The following is an 18,504-nucleotide window of genomic DNA, read 5'->3' as shown; positions in this document are numbered from 1 at the left end:
CGTGATGAGCTTATTAATTGCTGTGATCGGTCTGCTCTTTGCCGGTCGCCTGATTCTCAAGAACTATAACCCGCAGGGCGTGCTGTTCATTACCGGTATGGTGATGATGGCTATCTCCATTCCCCTGACGGGCACCGCGCTGGTCGCATCCTCAACGGGCTGGGTTGGCTTCGATATTTTTGAATACATCAGCAAGACCTTCTCTAACCGTGCCGGTGGCCTTGGTCTGCAGATCATGTTTATTGGCGGCTTTGCTGTACTGATGTCGTCCATTGGTGCGAGCCAGGTCATGGTGCGTGTGGCGGCACAACCGCTGATGCGTCTGAACTCTCCTTACCTGATGCTGGCTTTCGCCTTTATTCTTGGTCAGGCTCTTTCTCTGTTTATCTCCAGTGCCACCGGTCTGGGTCTGCTGCTGATGGCAACCCTGTACCCTGTTCTGATTCGTCTGGGATGCAGCAAAGCGGCTGTGGCCTCTGTTCTTGCCAGTACCTGTGCCATTGAGTTCGGTCCGGGCTCCGGTAACTCCATGCTGGCGGCCCAGACTGCGGGAATGGATATTGCCGAATACTTTGTCAGCAAGCAGCTGCCGGTCATTAGTGCGCTGATCATTATTGTTGGTGTTATTCACGCTTTAGTGCAGCGTTACTTTGATAGCAAAGAAGCCATCAATAATAACGATGAGACAATTTCCGAAAGCCAGGACAGTGAAGACCATGCGCCACTGTATTATCTTCTGCTGCCGATTCTGCCGCTGTTCCTGATGCTGACCTTCAGCAAGATGGGCATTGGTACCATTCGGGTTAACCTGCCTACAGCTATTTTGATCAGTACCTTTATCAGTCTTATCTGCGAACTGGTTCGCCTGCGAAACATCACCACAATCTTCAAGAAACTGCAGGGTTTCTTTGATGATATGGGTAAGGTTTTTGCCAGCGTGGTGACTCTGATCATTGCCGGTGAAACCTTTGCTATGGGCCTCAAGTCCATTGGTGCCATCGATGCTCTGTTGACTGCCGGCAGCCAGGCTGGTTTCTCTGCCAGCATTATTGTTCTGTTTATGGCTGTGCTGACGTTCTCTATCTCTGCACTGATGGGTTCAGGTAACGCGGCATTCTTCTCCTTTGCTCCGATGGTGCCTCAGATCGCAGATAAGATTGGTGCCAACGTGGCGGAAATGATGCTGCCTATCCAGCTGTCTGCAGGTTTTGGCCGTACCATCTCCCCGATTGCCGGTGTCATCATTGCTGTTGCCGGTATTGCTGGTCTCAGCCCGTTTGATATTGTGCGCCGGACCCTGATCCCGATGCTCGCCGGCTGGCTGATTATGCTGCTGATCACCTTTGGTATGAGTGGACAGGTTATGGAAATCCTGCCGTTTCTTGCGGTGATCATTGCCGGTGCCCTGATCCTGGCCACCATCAAGAAAAGAAAACGTATGCAGCAGGCTATTGCCAGCTGACCCTACTGATACGACACTGTACGCCCTCTCTGCAATGAATACAGAGAGGGTCTATCACTGTAAATCTCTTAGTGAAAGATGGATTCGCGCTATAAAATCCGGTTTCCATCCGTTCCTATCCTGTGACGTTACCCCAGATGTACGAATTCCTGCCTTTTAACTTCAGAACACTTGAGACCTTCCTCACGGTCATCGATGCTGGAGGCATGACACCGGCAGCACGCAGGCTCGGATGGAGCCAGTCGGCAGTTTCCCAGACAATCTCAACCCTTGAGCGGCAGATTAACCGGCAGCTGATTGTGCGTAATGGACGCTCTATTGTGCTCACGCCAACCGGAGAAATGTTTTACAACATTGCCTCGGAGATCCTGCCCCGCGCACGCATGCTGATCAACCTTCCTGAAGTGGGCGAAGATCCCAAGCTCAACCGTCTGCGAATCGGTATGGTGGAATCCTTTGCTGCCACCACCGGGGCGGAGCTGGTTCGTGGGCTTGGCACACAGGTTCAGAAGATCAAGGTGCGCTCTGATATCGCGCCGAACCTGAGAAGCTCCTTCATGGATAAAGAGCTGGACCTGATCATCACCATGGGGCCAGCCGTATTTAATGAAGATGCTGTCAGCACAACACTGCTGACCGAAAGTTACTGTCTGGCTGTGCCAGCTCAATATAAGGAGCAACCGGTTCGTCTTCAGGCCCTGACCAAAGACCTGCCATTTATCCGCTTTTCCACTCACTCCCCCAGTGCGACCTGGCCGGAGAATTATTTAAGACGCTTTGGCATGGAGCCGGAAAACTGTTTTGAGTTTGACTCGGCCAGCACTGTACTCACCATGGTCAGTGAAGGTATGGGCTGGGCGCTGGTCACGCCTCTGACGGTGGCACAGGGTATTGAGAGCGTTCGCAACATCACCTTTGTTCCGCTGATCAAGCCGGGCTTCTTCCGTGAACTCCAGCTGGTTTATCAGGATGATCTGGATCGCAATCTTGTCCAGAGTGTGCAGACGTCCATTCACCGATTATTGCACGACTCCATACGTCCAGCGGTTGAAGGTGTTATCCCGTGGTTAAGCGACAGTGATTTCCGAATCGCACCGCTGCCCGATGAGTATTAATTAATACTCGATTCCCTAACGGCTCTTCTGATCCTGTTCATAAGAGCCGTTTTTCTTTTTGAGAATCTTTACGCTGCGTCTGCTTTCAGCACAAGCTTCTGCCGCCACTCTGCCGGCCCCTGTTCATGTACGGCATTCCCCAGAGAATCCACAGCAACAGTGACAGGCATATCCTGCACCTCAAATTCGTACACGGCTTCCATTCCCAGTTCCGGGAAGGCGACAACTTTCGCCTTTTTAATCGACTGGGCCACCAGATAGGCCGCACCGCCAACTGCAAGCAGATACGTTGCCCGGTTATCACGAATGGCTGCAATGGCTTCCTGCCCGCGTTCCGCTTTGCCAACCATGCCCAGAACACCGGTCTGCTCCAGCAATGGGCGGGTGAACTTATCCATACGGGTTGAAGTTGTCGGACCCGCTGGACCTACGACTTCATCAGCCACCGGATCGACCGGCCCCACGTAATAGATAAAGCGATCGCGCAGATCGACCGGAAGCGTCTCACCACGGTTCAGCATATCCACCATTCTTTTATGAGCCGCATCTCTTGCTGTCAGCAGCTTGCCACTCAGCAGCAATGTGTCGCCTGGTTGCCAGTCAGACATCTGCGCCTTATCCAGAGTGTCCAGATCCACCTGACGGGCCTGGGCATTACTCACCTGAGGGATATCCGGATAGCTGGACAAAGCAGGAGGTGTCAGCACCGCAGGGCCGCTGCCATCCAGAACAAAATGAGTATGTCGTGTTGCGGCACAGCTGGGCACCATAACAACAGGAAGCGACGCCGCATGGGTCGGGTAATCCTGAATTTTTACATCCAGTACAGTCGTCATCCCGCCCAAACCCTGCGCACCTATGCCCAGACTGTTCACCCGCTGATAGATTTCCAGACGCAGCTCTTCTACCCGGTTTTCTGGACCCCGGCGTATCAGCTCATGGATATCAACCGGTTCCAGCAGGGATTCCTTCGCCAGCAGTGCGGCCTTTTCTGCAGTACCGCCAATACCAATGCCAAGAATACCCGGAGGGCACCAGCCAGCTCCCATGGATGGCACGGCATTCACCACCCAGTCGGCAATATTATCGGACGGGTTCAGCATGGCCATTTTGCTTTTGTTCTCGGAGCCGCCGCCCTTGGCAACCACATAAAACTCGACTGTATCACCCGGTACCAAACGAACATGAATCACCGCCGGGGTATTATCCCGGGTATTGATGCGCAATCCGGCCGGATCAGAGAGTACAGAGGCACGCAGGATATTATCCGGATGGGTGTAGGCCTGGCGCACGCCCTGGTTGATCAGATCATCAAGACTCTTATTCGTATCAAACCTTACGCCCATACCCACATTCACAAACACCGTGACGATTCCCGTATCCTGACACAGAGGCCGGTGCCCGATCGCACACATCCGCGAGTTCATCAGAATCTGAGCCATGGCATCTTTGGCCGCTGGAGACTCTTCGTTTTTCCAGGCACGGGTCAGCGCCTGAATAAAATCTTCAGGGTGGTAGTAAGAGATAAACTGCAGCGCACTGGCAATGCTCTCAACAACGTCAGTTTCCCTGATGAGAATCATGGGTAAAGGTCCTTGCACCTTGCTGTAAAAGGAGTGGTTTATTTCTAAATTGGAAGACACGACGCAATGCCAGGAACGGCTCAGAATCATCAAGCGTCAGCGTAATTTTATCTTTAAGAAAAACTGACAATCAATCAAATTATTACGCTATTAGTTAAGGCTAATAGCTGAATAAAACAGAAAACTAATGCTGCTCCATTTTTAAGATCCTAATGAAAAACCAAACACTCTTTATTAAAAGCATTTCCTTATATACGCCTTAAAGTAATCCCTAATGGCCTGTGAATAGCCGCTGAAAATTGACGCAAATCAAACAAAACCGACTGTAGCCTATTTACTATCAAACTCAGCAAGGCTTCTTTCTTTATCCTGCCGACTCTGCAGATCGCCATAGTTGTTGATCTGTGAGATTAAGATTCCCCATTCCGGTTCCGGGTTAATCTGGCAATCCAAAATCCGTATTAAAGAAAAAGTTTTGTCTTCAAAACTCACTTTTATGTAAACGCTCGCGGGTTTCTCATCCGGGCCCGCTCTCTTTTTGCCGAAAAACTTATGCAACCTGTTGATCATACATACACAGCATTGAATGGACGTTTACTGCTGGAGAACTCCCTGCTTAACAAGGGAACGGCGTTTACTCACGAGGAACGTACCGAGCTGGACCTGCATGGTTTGCTGCCTCCACGCATCGAAACTCTGGAAGAGCAGTGCCACCGGGCCTACAAATCGTTCTCGATCAAACCGACACCGATTCTGAAACATATCTACCTGCGTGCGCTTCAGGATACCAATGAGACATTGTTCTACGCCTTGCTGCAGCGTCATCTGCAGGAAGTGCTGCCGATTATCTATACGCCGGTAGTCGGACAAGCCTGCCAGCGTTTCAGTGATCTGTACCGCCGTCCGCGCGGGCTCTTTATTGCCTATCCGGACAGAGAGCATATGGACGCCATGCTGGCCAACTTCCGTCGTAATGTTGAAGTTATCGTAGTGACGGATGGTGAGCGCGTACTGGGTCTGGGAGACCAGGGCATCGGCGGTATGGGTATCTGTATCGGCAAACTCTCCCTTTACAGCGCAGTGGGCGGCGTAACACCAAACCTGACCCTGCCAATCACTCTGGATTGCGGTACCAACAATCAGGAACTGCTGGACGACCCAAACTACCTGGGCTGGCGTCACAACCGTATCGACGATGATGCATACTATGAATTCGTCGATATGTTTATTCAGGCTGTTAAACGTCGTTGGCCTAATGTCCTGCTGCAGTTTGAAGACTTTGCCATTCATCATGCGACGCCTCTGTTAGAAAAGTACCGTGATGAAATCTGCTCCTTTAACGATGACATCCAGGGCACTGCGGCTGTGGCTGCCGGCACTCTGCTTTCTGCTGCTCAGTCGATTGGCAAATCAATTACCGATATGCGCGTGGCTTTTCTGGGCGCAGGTTCATCCGGTTGCGGTATTGCCGAACAGATTATTCGTCTGATGGTGAACCGTGGCTTGAGCGATGAAGAAGCCCGAAGCCGTTTCTATATGGTGGATCGTCATGGTCTGCTGACAGATAACATGACGGAACTGCATACGTTCCAGCAAAAGCTGGTTCAACAATCAGCCTCTCTTCCTGATGCACTGCAGAACCAGAGCGCCTTCCTGAAGGATGTGGTTGAACATATCAAACCGGATGTGATTATCGGTGTATCCGGCCAGCCGGGTCTGTTTACTCAGGAAATCGTAGAGATGATGGCACGCAACCATGAGCGTCCAATCATTTTTGCTCTTTCCAACCCGATCAGTCAGGTTGAAGCAACACCGGAAGATATTATCCACTGGACCGAAGGTCGTGCCGTTGTTGCCACCGGCAGCCCATTTGCGCCGGTAGAATATAACGGTCGTCAGTATCCCATTGCCCAGTGCAATAATATTTATATCTTCCCTGGGCTGGGCCTCAGCGTGATGGCCAGTGGTGCAACCCGTATTTCGGATGGCATGCTGGATAAAGCGGTGGAGACTCTGGCAAAGGCAGCACCATCAGCCATGGATCCTAATGGCGCACTGCTGCCATCCATGGAGAATATTCAACAAGTAACCCGGGATATCGCTCTATATGTCGCCATGCAATCTGGTGCGGAAGGTCTGTCACCAGAGTTGAGTGAAGAAGAGCTCAAGAACCGGATTCAAGCCAGATTCTGGGAGCCGACCTATCGCAGAATGGCAAGAACTGTCGTTTAAAAGCGGCTGTGTAAAAGGAGTGAGTGACGGGGTAATCTGTCACTCACTCTCACAATTAATACTCCAGAGTTTCCCCATCAGCCGGAATCGCCACTTTATTGCTCAGATTATACGCTTCCAAAGACTCACGTAGTGTCTTTCGATCAATTGAACAGTGGTTCAGGGCTTCCATATGGTTGGCAATCACTTTACCGGGCGAGAGTCGGATAAATTCCATCACTTCATTGGTCGACATCAGCAATGGCTGTCCGACATCCATCTGCGCCTGACCGGCAGCAACAACGGTAATATCAGGTTTAAGTTCGTTCAGCGCACGCTTCACATCATCAGTCAGAACGGTATCGCCGCTGATATAAATGCTCGGTGCACCCGGCAGTTCCAGAAAGAAGCCAACACCGTTCGCCATAACCTTGTGGATCCAGCCATGACCATGCTGAGCCGGGATTGCCGTCAGCCTGCCACCGAGGAAGTCGATGGTTTGCCAGTTTTCAATACCCCACGCAACGTTGATTCCATACTTTTCCAGATAAGCCTTATCTTTTTGCGGCGTCGCCACCGGAATATTGCGACGGGTCAGGAAGGATTCTCCCGCGGCATCCAGATGATCACCATGCTGCAGTGCTTTGATACCAAAGGTCTGGCTATGGGTAAGCAGGGTGTGCGTGACCTTTTCCAGCAGAGCATCAGCATTTGACGGCAGTTCAACCGTCGGGTTTTTCTGCGCTTTGGCCCGAATCACGGAAAAAGGAGGCTGAGAGCCTTTCTTGCCCAGCATCGGGTCAATCAGGATAAAGTGCTCACCGTGTTCGATGAGAAATGTTGCGCTTCTGAGGTGATGAATTTTCATGGTGTGGAAACTGACCTGTCGTCTGTTACGCCTGCAGCGGTGACTGTGTGATGTCAGTATGTCTTGTTGCCCAAAGGTGCAATACTGTCCCTAAAGTCATTGTTCGCTCAAATATGGCCAAAGTCGTATGACCACTCCTGAGAAACCTGTCCGTATTGCCCTGCTGGCCTTTGAAGGCACCAGTGCCTTTCACCTGTCCGTGCCCTGTCTGGTTTTTCAGGACGCTTTCGTGCGTATGGCTCCCAGGTTTGAGCTGATGATTTGTGCAGAGAACGCCTATCAGCTCTCGACCGGCTCCGGTTTCGCCATCACCGTAGAGCACGATCTCAGCGCCATGGACAACGCCGAGATTATTATCATCCCCAGCTGGCCCAGCGATTTACCCCAACCCAGTGAACGACTTTTGGAAGCTATTCGGTATCACCACCAGCGAGGTGCGGTAATGGTGGGGCTGTGTCTTGGCAGTTATGTGCTGGCCTGTGCGGGGATTCTGGATGGCAAGAGAATGACTACACACTGGGAATGTGCCGATGAGTTCCAGCGGCGTTTCCCTAAGATTGAGGTTGATCCCAAACCGTTGTTTATTGAACATGAACAGCTCATCACCTCGGCAGGCATTGCCGCCTCTCTCGATTGCTGCCTGCATATCGTACGCCGTTATTGCGGTAGTGAATTTGCCAATGATCTGGCCAGAACCATGGTCACAGCTCCCTTCCGCTCCGGCGGCCAGCAGCAATATATTCCGGCGCCCATTAGTGCCAGGGCTCCAACAGAAAGCAGCCTGAGCCGAGTAATTGAAGAGATTGAACAAGACCTGAAACAACCCTGGTCACTGGAGGATGTGGCAAGCCGCTGCGCCATGAGCAAGCGCACCTTTACCAGACAGTTCAAGGCCACCTTCGGCTGTACCTTTGGCACCTGGCTGCTCAACCAGCGTCTGTTACTCAGCCAGCGCCTGCTCGAAACAACCCAGAGTTCCATATCACAGGTTGCCGAGCTGTCAGGCTTTGGGTCGGAGAGTGTGTTCAGGAAATACTTTAAAAGCGCGTTTCAGGTATCACCAAGCCAGTGGCGAATAGCCTTCAGGCAGGCTTATCCAAAACGGGATGAAAGCGCTCAGGTCGTTTTATAGGAGATAGGAATAGTCTGCTTCATATCCTTTGAAGCAGACTGGAATGGTGATTACGCCAGAGCAATATCAATAATGGCGTGTCCGCGGTTGTCATAACGCACTTCGCCCTTCTTCACGGCCAGCGGTGCAGTAAAGCAGGGACCATCAACCACCAGACTATGGAACTCGCCATCTTCGGCCGTTGGGCAGATACCCAGTGTTTCAATCTCATTGGCCAGTTCTGGCGTCATGATCTGGCCGAGATACTTCTCATCCATCTTTTCATGCTTGAGGCTAACGATCATGGTCTTGAAGCCAGTCTTTAAAACATCATCCAACAACTGACGACGGGTGTAGTGCCACAGCGGGAAGCGCGGAGTGATATTGGCCTCATCCGTTACCCGATCCAGCCAGACTTTGTGGGCGTCCAGATCAATATCGCCAAACACGACACTGGTTGTATTGAAACGTTCGTGGGACTCGGCAACCACATCTTTCATATGCTGTTCATAACTGCCGCGAGGAACGGCACGGAACAGTACCGGCACACCCAGAGCCTTGGCCTGAGCTTCAATAATATCTTTGTGCAGACCATGGGAACCGGTGTGTGTCCCCTGCTCGTCCAGCATGGTGTAAAGAGCTGCAGGTAATCCGCCCTGCTGGCAGGCCAGCCAGAATGCAAAGCAGGCATCCTTACCACCGCTCCAGGAAGTAATAAAAGACTCATCAGCTGCCGGGAAGGTGGCATCCCGATTTACAGAAAACGCTACAGGAAATGCATCAGACATAATCAGTCGCTTAGCCGAGAAGGTTGGAAATAGATCTGATAGAAAAATGGGTCTGTTCCCATCAGGAAACAGACCCATTGATTGTGCTTTAAGCTGCTACTGCTTTAACAGTTGATAGCATCACAACAAAGCTTAGCTCAGCTTGTTGAAGAAGGCTTGCGTCGGGGATGCGATCACCGCCTTGTGGATCAGCATACCGCCTTTACCACCAGCGGCCGCACCAGCATCAACAGACGCTTTCACGGAAGACAGCTCACCAGTCATTACGATATACGACTTACCACCGATACCCATGGCCAGACGAATTTCCATCATCACTACTTCAGCAGCCTTGGCAGCAGCATCTGCGGCTTCGATTGCAGACGCTACACTGAAGAATTCCAGAATGCCGACCGCACCACGTTCGGTCTTACGGGCAACACCGTGAATGCCGGCAAACACTTCTTCGTGAATGCTAGGAATCAGCAGTTCGTTGATTACGTTTTGACGACCAACCAGCTTGCCGGCATCAACTGCAGACTTCACTGCAGAAACCTGACCGGAAACCACTACCAGGAATTTACCCGGGCAGATAGTCTTACACTCTTCCAGACGTACGTCCGCAGCTTTGGCCATGGCATCAGCAGCATCCATACCGTAAGCGATGCTGGTGAATTCAAGCAGACCCAGTGCTTTATTCATTGGTTATATCCTTTCTGATCACGACAGCTGGGTGCTGATTTCAACGTAGCCATTTTCAACAGCGGTAACCGTACCGTTGATGCTGGCATGAATAGTGGAGCCCAGAGCACCTTCAGGGATGGTGCCAACCACCTGACCAACAGTCACAGCGTCGCCTACAGCAACAGCAGGAATGCTTGGTGCACCGATATGCTGGCTCATCAGCAGACGAACAGTGGTGGACTGTACATCTACAAAGCTGTCCAGATGCTGGTGATCCCACTTGTCCAGTTGCAGACGGGCAATCAGACGCGCAGGAGGAATCTTGGTGTACTCACGACCTTCACGGGCAATGATCTCACTGCCATCGTGTTGGTAACGGATGCCTTTGGCACGCAGCTTGTTGGCGATAATGATGTTCACCTGACGTGGGTCGATACCCATCGGGCAGGAGTACATTTCACACACACCACAGGCACAGCACAGCAGAGCTTCCTGAACGGACTCGTCTACCTCATCCATCATCACTGCGCGCATCATCTTGTGCGGGTTCAGGTCGTGGCCGATCTGGTTACGTGGGCAACCATCGGTACACTGACGACACTGGATGCACTTGCGGGCACGGTTCAGAATCTGCTCTTCAGTCAGCTCGGAACGCTGCACCAGATAGTGGTCAGCAGGCAGAACAATCAGGGCACCGTCGGTCTTCTTCAGGTACAGGCCTTCCAGCTCGTCCTTGCGAACAACCTTACCCATCATCGGGCCGCCACGGATAATGGCGAAGTCTTCGATGGTGGTACCGCCAGCAGCTACCAGACACTCGCTCAGGGCTGCGCCAACAGGAATGCGGATTACACGCGGGTTGTTCACTTCACCCAGCACGGACACGTACTTGTGAGTAACCGCTGTGCCTTCGGAAGCCTCGAATACGTTGATCATGGTCGCCACGTTGGACACCACACAACCTACGTTCAGAGGAATGCCGCCAGGAGGAACGGAACGACCAGTCACTTCGTACACGGTCATCTGTTCGTCACCGGCAGGGTAGAAGTTCTGCAGCTCGAAAATTTCGATTTCGGCCTGCTGCTCTTCAATCACCGCGCGCATGGCAGCGATGGCATCGCCATACTTGCCCTTCACAGCGATAACAGCTTTCTCGGCCTGAACCTGTGCCTTGGTCAGCAGTACGCCGCCAACCAGTTCTGCCGCACGCTCGCGCATCAGGTACTGGTCGGTCTGCAGCAGTGGCTCGCACTCGGCCGCGTTGATGATCAGGTACTCAGCCTGAGCCCCCAACTTAACATGGGTCGGAAAGCCAGCACCGCCAGCACCTACAACACCGCTGTTTTGAACCTGAGTAATCAGATCCATTTGTATTCTCCTGTTACCAGAGAAATGCCCAAGCCCTGATGGGCTGTTCTTTATCAAGAAGGTGCATTTCCCGTTAAAGCTGTTGATCGTCCCGTTCGGACAAGTGGCAATCGACTGGACTTAAGCCAAGCTCTTAGCTCAGATAATCCATCAGCTCCTGCATCCCTTTACCCGAGACGGAGCTGATTTCAAAAATTCTTTTCACACCAGCATTTTCCAGCATTCGGCGGGAAAAACTCAGACCGGACTTTTCCACATCAACCTTGGTAATAACCCCGATAACATCGCGGTTATTAAACAGCGCATTGAAGTTGGGTGGGAAGCAGTTCACTTGACGGGAGCTGTCGTGCACCAGTGCGACCACTTCGTAGTCTGCAGACGACACCGTCAGGGCGTTATAGAAACGCGGCATCTCTACAAACTCTCCCGGGGTATCAAGAATCTTGCCCCGGTAATCCATGGCCTGGGTTTTGATGTACTTCAGTTCTTCACCCAGCAGCGCCTGCATCAGCGTGGTTTTGCCGGAGCCGGTGGTACCCACCAGCATCAGGCGTCTGCCCAGAGGAGCCGGAACAAAGTCGTGCATCTGCTCTTCAGTCAGAACTTCAGCAGCACTCATGAACGGGTAATCTCAGCCGTGGAGAACTTCAACATGTTTGAGAGAAGGTCAATCGCGGCATTCAGTGCGGATTCCACACTGCTCACATCGCCAGTCACCACCAGACAGCCGGTAAAGCGATCCAGGAAACCAATTTCCACACCAGAGGCCTTGGTCGCCACATCTGCGGCAACAATAGAGGCTTCACTTGGGGTGATGGTCATAATACCGATCGCACTGACGACATCCGGGTCCATACCCAATTTGCTGACCAGATTGCGTTCCGGGTTAGCAATCAGGTGTGCCATGGTGACCTGTTTACCAGGAACGTATTCCTGTATGACGCGTTCTTTCTCTTCAAACATGCTTTAGCCCTTAAACCGGAAACACCAAAAGGCAGAGATCTGCCTTTTGGTGAAAATTTAACCGCGCGAATAATTAACCGTTGGTTTCGCGAGCGATCTGCTCCCAGTTCGCTGGGTATACAACGAACATGAAGCGAGCGAAGCCTTCTACGCTGAACTGGATCTTGCTGCCCTTAGGAATGAACATCATGTCGCCAGCGTGACCAACAACTTCACGACCATCGATGATCACCTTCAGGGTACCTTCGATGATGTAGTCGATTTCGTCGTACTGCAGTTCCCAATCGAAGGTGGTATCGCGCATTTCCATCATGCCGCAGCCGAGACGCTCGCTCTCGTTCAGGTCCAGCAGGTCAGTGATGAAAACCTGGTCGCCAGGCTTGCCGGTATCGAACGGCTTGCACTTAACAGTGTTGCACTTAACAACGGCACAGCCGGACGCATCAACGTGCTTCTCAAACTCTGGCTTGGCAACGCCAGCCATCTGCTCAGCAATCACTTTACGGACGATCTGCTCAAGAGCTTCAGCAGTAATCTGGGTCATAACAAATATCCTGTGGAGGGGTGTTTATGCGCTGACAATATCGAGATCATCAATGATCCCGACAACGGCAAGATCAACCGGCACCTTCGGATCGGAGCACACCATTCGGGCAGCACCGCCACTGGCCAGCAGAACATGGTCGCCAAAACCGGCACCCACGTTATCAATAGCGACTTTGGCGTCACGGGATTCCCGGCCTTCGGCATCGAGAATGTGGACAACCATAAGTTTGAAACCATCCAGACCCTGGTGCTTACGTGTTGCCCAGACGTTGCCAACCACTTTACCAATCAGCACAACGGAACTCCTGTCGTTGGTTAAGAACACGATCTCACACAGACACAACGCCAGATCTGAACAGAACGGACCGGGTCACGGAGGGAGAATTTTGCATTGCAAAGGGTAAACCGGTACCGGGAAAGGCGATTGACGCAGGTCAAATTGAGCAGCGTCATCAGATCGACTTGAGTCAACAAAATGTGAGATTTTTTTCGTTACCTGATGCGTCTGCTGAACTGTAGCGGATGCTCTGGTTTATGATGGGTTATCTTTCAACCGCCCCGTGAATGACATGAGTGAACTCCTGCTTTCCGTTGGTGCGCAGTGCTTCCTCGCTGTCGTACTGGATCTGTGTATTGGTGAAGTGAACCGCTGGCACCCGCTGGTTGGTTTTGGCCGACTGGCCAAGAGAGTGGAAGCCTTCTTTTATCCTCCTACCGAAGAGCTGCCTGAAAACCGCTTCCCTCCCGGCGTACTGGCGACAGCCGCCGCCATTCTCCCACTTGCCCTCGCGGCCTGGCTGCTCTCCCTGCTCCCGAACCTCGGCTGGTTTATTGAAGTCCTGATCCTTTACTTTGCTATTGGCGGCCGCAGCCTTGCCGAGCATGCCCGCTATGTCAGCAAGCCACTGGCAGAAGGTGATCTTGAGGAAGCCCGCACCAAGACTGGCTGGCTGGTCAGCCGTGAAACCAAGAACCTCACCCCGGATCAGATGATCCGCGCCACCATTGAGTCTGTTCTGGAAAACGGCAATGACTCGGTATTCGGTGCATTGTTCTGGTTTACCGTAGCCGGCGCGCCCGGTGTGGTTATCTATCGTCTGGCCAACACACTGGATGCGATGTGGGGCTATAAGAACGAACGCTATCTCTACTTCGGCCGTGCGGCTGCACGACTGGACGATGCCCTGAACTGGATTCCGGCCCGACTGGGTGCAGTAACCTACGGTATTCAGGGCAATCTAAACAATGCTCTGTCCTGTTGGTGGAAGCAGGCTGGCCAGTACAAAAGCCGTAACGGCGGTGCCGTAATTGCTGCCGGCGCTGGAGCCTTGGGCTTCACCCTTGGCGGCAAGTCAGTGTATGACGGTGTCGAGGTAGAAAGCCCGGTACTGGGCTGTGGACAACTGCCCAATATGCTGGATATCGAGCGGACTGTTTCACTGGTCAGTACCGGAACCTGGATCTGGGTAGCAACAATTCTTCTGCTACAGATCTAAACGCTCACCCCAGGTTAATAGCAACGGCTTGCAGACACTGCTCAAGCCGTTGCCACTCAGTCTCACTGCCCGGCAAACCAAAGCGCACCCCATTCTTCTCATCCAGCAACCGGGTAAACACACCCTGCTGGCATAGTTCTCGATGCAGTTCATCGGCGCCATCAATAAGCACACGTTGGAAAAGCATGGTGCCGGCCACATCCTTAAAGTACTGCTCAAGCAAACTCTTCAACCGATGACTACCTTCCTGCAGGAAAGCAAAGTTCATCGCCTGCCAGGGCACATCACGGAAAGCCGCCGTACACACCTCACGACTCGGCCCCGGTACGCCCCAGGGCCCCAGATATTCCTGAAACGCTTTCAGCACTTCCGGACGGGCCAATACAAACCCCGCACGAATACCGGCCAACCCAAAGAACTTACCCACAGAGCGCAGCACAACCAGATTCTGCTGGTTGGATTCAGAGCTAATACTCCAGTCTGGTGAACAATCCATAAACGCTTCATCCACAACCAGCCAGGCATGGCGCTTTGATAACTGCTGATGCCAGCCCAGCAGCTTGTGCGGATCGATAAAATAACCGGTCGGGTTATTGGGGTTAATCACCAGGACCACATCAGCCTCTGCCAATTGTTCGGCTGTGGGCTCAAAGTCATAGGCCAGAATCTCATAACCCTGCTTCAGCCAGGCATGACCATGCTCCCGGTAACCGACACGGGGAATGGCAACCTTGCGGCTTTGAGGATGAAACTGGCGGCGAATATGCGGCAGAGCCTGAATAGCAGCCTGGGAACCGGCTACCGGCAACAGGGAGGAGCAACGATAGTAATCGCAGGCGGCAGAAACTAAACCGTCGTCGTCTTCAGGCAGGCGATTCCAGGCTTGAACAGAGATCTCAGGAATCGGGTAGCAGCGTGGATTCACACCCGTGGACAGATCAACCCATTGATCCAGTGGTATTTGATAGGTCCGGGAGGCTTCCCGCAATTTACCGCCATGAGAAAGCATCGGTTCTGTTTCCGGCTGAAGAGTAATAACGAGGTTGGATGATAGTCGTCTACACGACGATAGGAACAGAGGGTCAGAGTATTCTCTGACCCTCATCAGGCTTACATCGCGTTCTGGAAGATACGCTCAATATCCGCCTGGGTACCGCGGGTCGGGTTGGTCAGAGCACAGGCATCCTTCATGGCATTGGCAGCCATGGCAGGAATATCCTCAGCCTTCACGCCCAGCTCGGTCAGCGTGGTTGGCATATTAACCTGAGTCAGGATCCTGCAAACCAGCTTGATACCTTCGATCGCTGCATCCTGTGGTTCCTTACCGTGAACGTCACAACCCATATAACGGGCAATATCGCTCATCCGCTTGATACGGCTGTGCATGTTGTAAGCCATAACGTGCGGCAGCAATACCGCGTTGCAGACACCGTGGGGCAGACCATACATACCACCCAGCTGGTGAGCCATCGCGTGAACATAACCCAGACCAGCGTTATTAAAAGCGACACCGGCCATGAACTGGGCACAGGCCATTTGCTCACGGGCTTCCAGATCACTGCCGTCTTCCACTGCGCGAGGCAGGAATTCGACCATCATCTTGATCGCCTTACTGGCCATGGCATCGGTGAACGGGTTGGCATTGGTAGACACAAACGCTTCAATCGCATGGGTCAGGGCATCCATGCCGGTTGCCGCAGTCAGGCTGGCCGGCATAGCCAGCATCAGGTTTGGATCGTTAACAGAGATGGCCGGGGTCACGTGGGGGTCCACGATCGCCATTTTCACCTTGGTTTCTTCATTGGTGATAATGCAGAAACGTGTCATCTCAGAGGCCGTACCCGCCGTGGTGTTAATAGCCACCAGAGGCAGAGCCGGCGTGGTGGACTTATCCACACCTTCGTAGTCAGCAATGGTTCCGCCGTTGGAAGACAGCAGAGCAATCGCCTTGGCACAGTCGTGTGGAGAACCGCCGCCCAGAGAGATAACAAAGTCACAGTTCTTCTTGCGAAGCTTGAGCAGACCTTCGTTAACGTTGGCTGTGGATGGGTTTGGCTGAACGCCGTCGTACACTTCGGTAGCAATACCGTACTTTTCCAGTACCAGAACCACCTGCTGAACCATACCCACCTTGTTCAGCATGGCGTCGGTTACGATCAGACCTTTACGGTGTCCCATGGCGCCAACACGCTTGGCAGCCTGCTCCAGACAACCTGGGCCGAGCAGGTTGATGCTTGGCATCATCACGCTCTTCTGGGCCAGCACCATGTCCTTCGGGAAGGTCATGTGGCTGTCCTGGGCCAGACGACGGGCAATCGCACAGTCATCAATAGCGGTCGTCACTGCGGCATGCTCAGCAGCAACATCACACTCAACAACCGGCTCTCCAGTCGGCTGAGGCTCTGCAGCTTTTGGTGCAACACCATGAATAATCTGGATGCCTTTGTGCAGCGCTTTATCCCGGGCACCCGGGGTAACAATCTGACCCTTGGCAACGTAAAGCACACCATCTGTGCAGAACTCTGCCAGATTGCTTTCTGTAATCAGCCTTTTGGACACGATCAATCACTTCCTAACACAGCCGCCATGAGCCCTGTGCGCATAACGACGATAATTACCAGACAGATATACGAAAGAACGGCCCGAAGGCCGTTCTGAAAACTTCTTTAAACTCTGTTCAGATGAAGGTGGTTCAAACGAACAAAATCTTTCGCCAGCGGCGTTAGCAATGCGGTCTCTGGCACCTCGAACACGGTGTAACCCTGCTCATTGGCGCGTTCCAGATCACGCTCACTGATCACCCGCTTGCCGACAAAGCTCATGGCACCGGCCATAACCGGACGAACGGCTTCCACGACAGGAGCGGCTTGCTCTGCAGAACGGACTGCAGCCTGAACAACAGCCTTGCCAGACAGCACATCTTTCAGACAGGCCTGATTCACAACCTGCATGCCATAACCCACCAGAGTGTTGACCTTGTCTTCAAACACCTGGAAGAAAGCCGGATTGGCAGTCGCCTTGAAGCGACGGAAGGCAATACCTTCGTCCAGAATATGAACGGTCTTGCCCATCATCAGGGATTCAACGATCACACAACCATCTGCGCCACGCTCAAGGCCGATAGCCATTTCGCCCAGCAGCTTGTTTGGCAGGTTGGCCAGAACAATATGGTCGTAGTCGGCAGCACTTGGCTGCTCCACTTCTTCCAGCAGGGTCACTTCAAAGTGGCCCCACAGGCTTTCACGTACGGCCTGGCCATCCTGACCGAGAACCAGAACGCTCTCTTTACGCGCAGCAGCCTGGGCCGGCACGATAGTTGTGCCTGCCTGAAGCAGTTGCTCCATCACCCGACGGGAGATCAGTTCAATCAAGGCTTCCGTATTCATGCACGTATTTCCTTTGTCCGTTATCCCTTGCCTTACTCTTTATTTCTCTTCTGCTTCAAGCGCTTCCAGAGCACTGATCGCGATACCGAGAGGAGTTACCAGGAACGGATTCTTCGGTTTGCGGGTACGAACGCCGGTCTGCTTTTCAACGATCTCTTCAAACTCCGGCAGGCAGGTGGTACCGCCAACCAGGAAGATATCGTTCACGTCGTAACCCTGAATATGGCGATGGACGATAGTGCCCATCTTTTCAATCACCGGACGTACAACACCTACGACTTCACGGTGATTGTCAGAATTCTTTTTGAAGGCCTCGGCATCTTCAAAGGACTTGTGGTAGTTGCCGGCCAGCACCAGAGTCAGGTGTGTACCGCCAGTGGCTTCATCCATGGTGTAAACCACTTCACCATCCTTGAAGATGGACAGGCCGGTGGTGCCACCACCGATATCCACAACCGCACCGTTCTGAATATTCAGAACCCGGTTGGCTGCAGTTGGCTCGTCAAGCATGTTGATCACATCCATCCCGGTGCTCTCAACAATGTGACGGTGCGCCTTGCACTCGGACTCCGGCGTACCGGAAGGCATGGCGATGGCCGCCCGGGTCAGTTCCACACCCAGACGGTCTTCAAGCTTCTGTTTGAGTTCACGGACAATACGCAGCGCGCCGATATAATCGACCACTACGCCATCCTTCAGAACCTGGGCAAACTGCATCTCGGTCGCGACCGGCTTACGCTTGCGGTCGAGAACCACGAGTACGATGTAGGCGGTACCCAGGTCAACACCGACGACCAGATCATCACCACTGCGAACCTTGCCTGTCTTGGTCAGGCTACGCTCTACCGCTGCGATCATGGCATCTGAGCGCTTGGCTTCGTAGTTGCTCATCCCAGAGCTTTCGGAAGCAATGTTTTCGGAGGCTTTTTGATGATCGGTCATCG

At 52.8% G+C, this 18,504-nt stretch carries 18 protein-coding genes; 5 read left to right on the top strand and 13 right to left on the bottom strand.

Features of this window, described 5'->3' with window-relative positions:
- Window positions 1–4 precede the first annotated feature (4 nt).
- Both dcuC and EHSB41UT_RS14630 read left to right on the top strand, forming a co-directional pair.
- A complete protein-coding gene (dcuC, locus tag EHSB41UT_RS14635; protein WP_087111114.1) occupies window positions 5–1,462 on the top strand; it encodes a C4-dicarboxylate transporter DcuC in 1,458 nt (485 codons plus the stop codon).
- Between the two features lie 137 nt (window positions 1,463–1,599).
- Window positions 1,600–2,577 carry a LysR family transcriptional regulator gene (locus tag EHSB41UT_RS14630; RefSeq protein WP_087111112.1) on the top strand — a complete coding sequence of 326 codons (978 nt, stop codon included), beginning with the start codon at window positions 1,600–1,602 and terminating at the stop codon, window positions 2,575–2,577.
- A 68-nt stretch (window positions 2,578–2,645) separates the two neighbouring features.
- Here the strand turns inward: EHSB41UT_RS14630 and EHSB41UT_RS14625 are convergent, their stop codons facing one another.
- Window positions 2,646–4,160, bottom strand: coding sequence for a fumarate hydratase (locus EHSB41UT_RS14625; RefSeq protein WP_087111110.1), 1,515 nt, complete (start codon window positions 4,158–4,160; stop codon window positions 2,646–2,648).
- A gap of 552 nt (window positions 4,161–4,712) precedes the next feature.
- Here EHSB41UT_RS14625 and EHSB41UT_RS14615 point away from each other — a divergent pair.
- Window positions 4,713–6,392, top strand: coding sequence for an NAD-dependent malic enzyme (locus EHSB41UT_RS14615; RefSeq protein WP_087111106.1), 1,680 nt, complete (start codon window positions 4,713–4,715; stop codon window positions 6,390–6,392).
- Between the two features lie 55 nt (window positions 6,393–6,447).
- On the opposite strand, the gene EHSB41UT_RS14610 is transcribed toward EHSB41UT_RS14615, so the two are convergent.
- Window positions 6,448–7,239, bottom strand: a complete 792-nt coding sequence (locus EHSB41UT_RS14610; RefSeq protein ID WP_087111105.1) for an MBL fold metallo-hydrolase — start codon at window positions 7,237–7,239, stop codon at window positions 6,448–6,450.
- A gap of 127 nt (window positions 7,240–7,366) precedes the next feature.
- Between EHSB41UT_RS14610 and EHSB41UT_RS14605 the strand changes: the two genes are divergently transcribed.
- Window positions 7,367–8,371, top strand: a complete 1,005-nt coding sequence (locus tag EHSB41UT_RS14605) for a GlxA family transcriptional regulator (protein WP_087111103.1) — start codon at window positions 7,367–7,369, stop codon at window positions 8,369–8,371.
- A 50-nt stretch (window positions 8,372–8,421) separates the two neighbouring features.
- Here the strand turns inward: EHSB41UT_RS14605 and EHSB41UT_RS14600 are convergent, their stop codons facing one another.
- The 7 genes from EHSB41UT_RS14600 to EHSB41UT_RS14570 all read right to left on the bottom strand — a co-directional run bounded on the left by EHSB41UT_RS14600 (window position 8,422) and on the right by EHSB41UT_RS14570 (window position 12,973).
- Window positions 8,422–9,138, bottom strand: coding sequence for a Dph6-related ATP pyrophosphatase (locus EHSB41UT_RS14600; protein ID WP_165767274.1), 717 nt, complete (start codon window positions 9,136–9,138; stop codon window positions 8,422–8,424).
- A 132-nt stretch (window positions 9,139–9,270) separates the two neighbouring features.
- On the bottom strand, window positions 9,271–9,819 hold the full coding sequence (locus EHSB41UT_RS14595) for a BMC domain-containing protein (protein WP_087111099.1): 549 nt from the start codon (window positions 9,817–9,819) through the stop codon (window positions 9,271–9,273).
- Window positions 9,820–9,837: 18 nt separating this feature from the next.
- Complete coding sequence (locus EHSB41UT_RS14590; RefSeq protein WP_087111097.1) at window positions 9,838–11,169, bottom strand: 4Fe-4S dicluster domain-containing protein; 1,332 nt, start codon at window positions 11,167–11,169, stop codon at window positions 9,838–9,840.
- A gap of 133 nt (window positions 11,170–11,302) precedes the next feature.
- Window positions 11,303–11,788, bottom strand: a complete 486-nt coding sequence (locus tag EHSB41UT_RS14585) for a EutP/PduV family microcompartment system protein (protein ID WP_242667322.1) — start codon at window positions 11,786–11,788, stop codon at window positions 11,303–11,305.
- The gene (gene eutS, locus EHSB41UT_RS14580; RefSeq protein ID WP_087111095.1) at window positions 11,785–12,132 is read right to left on the bottom strand and encodes an ethanolamine utilization microcompartment protein EutS; all 348 of its coding nucleotides are present in this window, start codon (window positions 12,130–12,132) and stop codon (window positions 11,785–11,787) included. The genes EHSB41UT_RS14585 and eutS overlap by 4 nt, the downstream gene beginning before the upstream one ends.
- A gap of 73 nt (window positions 12,133–12,205) precedes the next feature.
- Window positions 12,206–12,676: a cupin domain-containing protein gene (locus EHSB41UT_RS14575; RefSeq protein WP_087111093.1), complete on the bottom strand. Its 471-nt coding sequence runs from the start codon at window positions 12,674–12,676 to the stop codon at window positions 12,206–12,208.
- 24 nt (window positions 12,677–12,700) lie between these two features.
- Entirely contained in the window at window positions 12,701–12,973 is a 273-nt protein-coding gene (locus EHSB41UT_RS14570) for a EutN/CcmL family microcompartment protein (RefSeq protein ID WP_087111092.1), read from the bottom strand.
- Window positions 12,974–13,247: 274 nt separating this feature from the next.
- On the opposite strand from EHSB41UT_RS14570, the gene cbiB reads away from it, so the two are divergent.
- Window positions 13,248–14,174, top strand: a complete 927-nt coding sequence (gene cbiB, locus EHSB41UT_RS14565; RefSeq protein WP_087111090.1) for an adenosylcobinamide-phosphate synthase CbiB — start codon at window positions 13,248–13,250, stop codon at window positions 14,172–14,174.
- Window positions 14,175–14,178: 4 nt separating this feature from the next.
- Here the strand turns inward: cbiB and cobD are convergent, their stop codons facing one another.
- The 4 genes from cobD to eutJ form a co-directional block, all read right to left on the bottom strand.
- The gene (cobD, locus tag EHSB41UT_RS14560) at window positions 14,179–15,183 is read right to left on the bottom strand and encodes a threonine-phosphate decarboxylase CobD (RefSeq protein ID WP_087111088.1); all 1,005 of its coding nucleotides are present in this window, start codon (window positions 15,181–15,183) and stop codon (window positions 14,179–14,181) included.
- Between the two features lie 101 nt (window positions 15,184–15,284).
- Window positions 15,285–16,733: an iron-containing alcohol dehydrogenase gene (locus tag EHSB41UT_RS14555; protein ID WP_242667321.1), complete on the bottom strand. Its 1,449-nt coding sequence runs from the start codon at window positions 16,731–16,733 to the stop codon at window positions 15,285–15,287.
- 107 nt (window positions 16,734–16,840) lie between these two features.
- On the bottom strand, window positions 16,841–17,560 hold the full coding sequence (locus EHSB41UT_RS14550) for a hypothetical protein (RefSeq protein WP_087111086.1): 720 nt from the start codon (window positions 17,558–17,560) through the stop codon (window positions 16,841–16,843).
- 39 nt (window positions 17,561–17,599) lie between these two features.
- Window positions 17,600–18,502 (bottom strand): ethanolamine utilization protein EutJ, encoded by a 903-nt coding sequence (gene eutJ, locus EHSB41UT_RS14545; RefSeq protein ID WP_242667320.1) that lies wholly within the window; start codon window positions 18,500–18,502, stop codon window positions 17,600–17,602.
- Between the last annotated feature and the right edge of the window lie 2 nt (window positions 18,503–18,504).

It is taken from the genome of Parendozoicomonas haliclonae (assembly GCF_900174585.1).
Lineage (GTDB): Bacteria > Pseudomonadota > Gammaproteobacteria > Pseudomonadales > Endozoicomonadaceae > Sansalvadorimonas > Sansalvadorimonas haliclonae.
This window is presented reverse-complemented; position numbering and strand designations above follow the sequence as displayed.

What these genes read in the sequence shown, in the direction of transcription:
- EHSB41UT_RS14550 (WP_087111086.1), bottom strand. Translation starts at nt 17,560, where the DNA reads ATGAATACGGAAGCCTTGATTGAACTGATCTCCCGTCGGGTGATGGAG.
- cobD (WP_087111088.1), bottom strand. Translation starts at nt 15,183, where the DNA reads ATGCTTTCTCATGGCGGTAAATTGCGGGAAGCCTCCCGGACCTATCAA.
- EHSB41UT_RS14585 (WP_242667322.1), bottom strand. Translation starts at nt 11,788, where the DNA reads ATGAGTGCTGCTGAAGTTCTGACTGAAGAGCAGATGCACGACTTTGTT.
- EHSB41UT_RS14630 (WP_087111112.1), top strand. Translation starts at nt 1,600, where the DNA reads ATGTACGAATTCCTGCCTTTTAACTTCAGAACACTTGAGACCTTCCTC.
- dcuC (WP_087111114.1), top strand. Translation starts at nt 5, where the DNA reads ATGAGCTTATTAATTGCTGTGATCGGTCTGCTCTTTGCCGGTCGCCTG.
- EHSB41UT_RS14575 (WP_087111093.1), bottom strand. Translation starts at nt 12,676, where the DNA reads ATGACCCAGATTACTGCTGAAGCTCTTGAGCAGATCGTCCGTAAAGTG.
- EHSB41UT_RS14625 (WP_087111110.1), bottom strand. Translation starts at nt 4,160, where the DNA reads ATGATTCTCATCAGGGAAACTGACGTTGTTGAGAGCATTGCCAGTGCG.
- EHSB41UT_RS14610 (WP_087111105.1), bottom strand. Translation starts at nt 7,239, where the DNA reads ATGAAAATTCATCACCTCAGAAGCGCAACATTTCTCATCGAACACGGT.
- EHSB41UT_RS14590 (WP_087111097.1), bottom strand. Translation starts at nt 11,169, where the DNA reads ATGGATCTGATTACTCAGGTTCAAAACAGCGGTGTTGTAGGTGCTGGC.
- eutS (WP_087111095.1), bottom strand. Translation starts at nt 12,132, where the DNA reads ATGTTTGAAGAGAAAGAACGCGTCATACAGGAATACGTTCCTGGTAAA.
- EHSB41UT_RS14605 (WP_087111103.1), top strand. Translation starts at nt 7,367, where the DNA reads ATGACCACTCCTGAGAAACCTGTCCGTATTGCCCTGCTGGCCTTTGAA.
- EHSB41UT_RS14595 (WP_087111099.1), bottom strand. Translation starts at nt 9,819, where the DNA reads ATGAATAAAGCACTGGGTCTGCTTGAATTCACCAGCATCGCTTACGGT.
- cbiB (WP_087111090.1), top strand. Translation starts at nt 13,248, where the DNA reads ATGAGTGAACTCCTGCTTTCCGTTGGTGCGCAGTGCTTCCTCGCTGTC.
- eutJ (WP_242667320.1), bottom strand. Translation starts at nt 18,502, where the DNA reads ATGACCGATCATCAAAAAGCCTCCGAAAACATTGCTTCCGAAAGCTCT.
- EHSB41UT_RS14615 (WP_087111106.1), top strand. Translation starts at nt 4,713, where the DNA reads ATGCAACCTGTTGATCATACATACACAGCATTGAATGGACGTTTACTG.
- EHSB41UT_RS14600 (WP_165767274.1), bottom strand. Translation starts at nt 9,138, where the DNA reads ATGTCTGATGCATTTCCTGTAGCGTTTTCTGTAAATCGGGATGCCACC.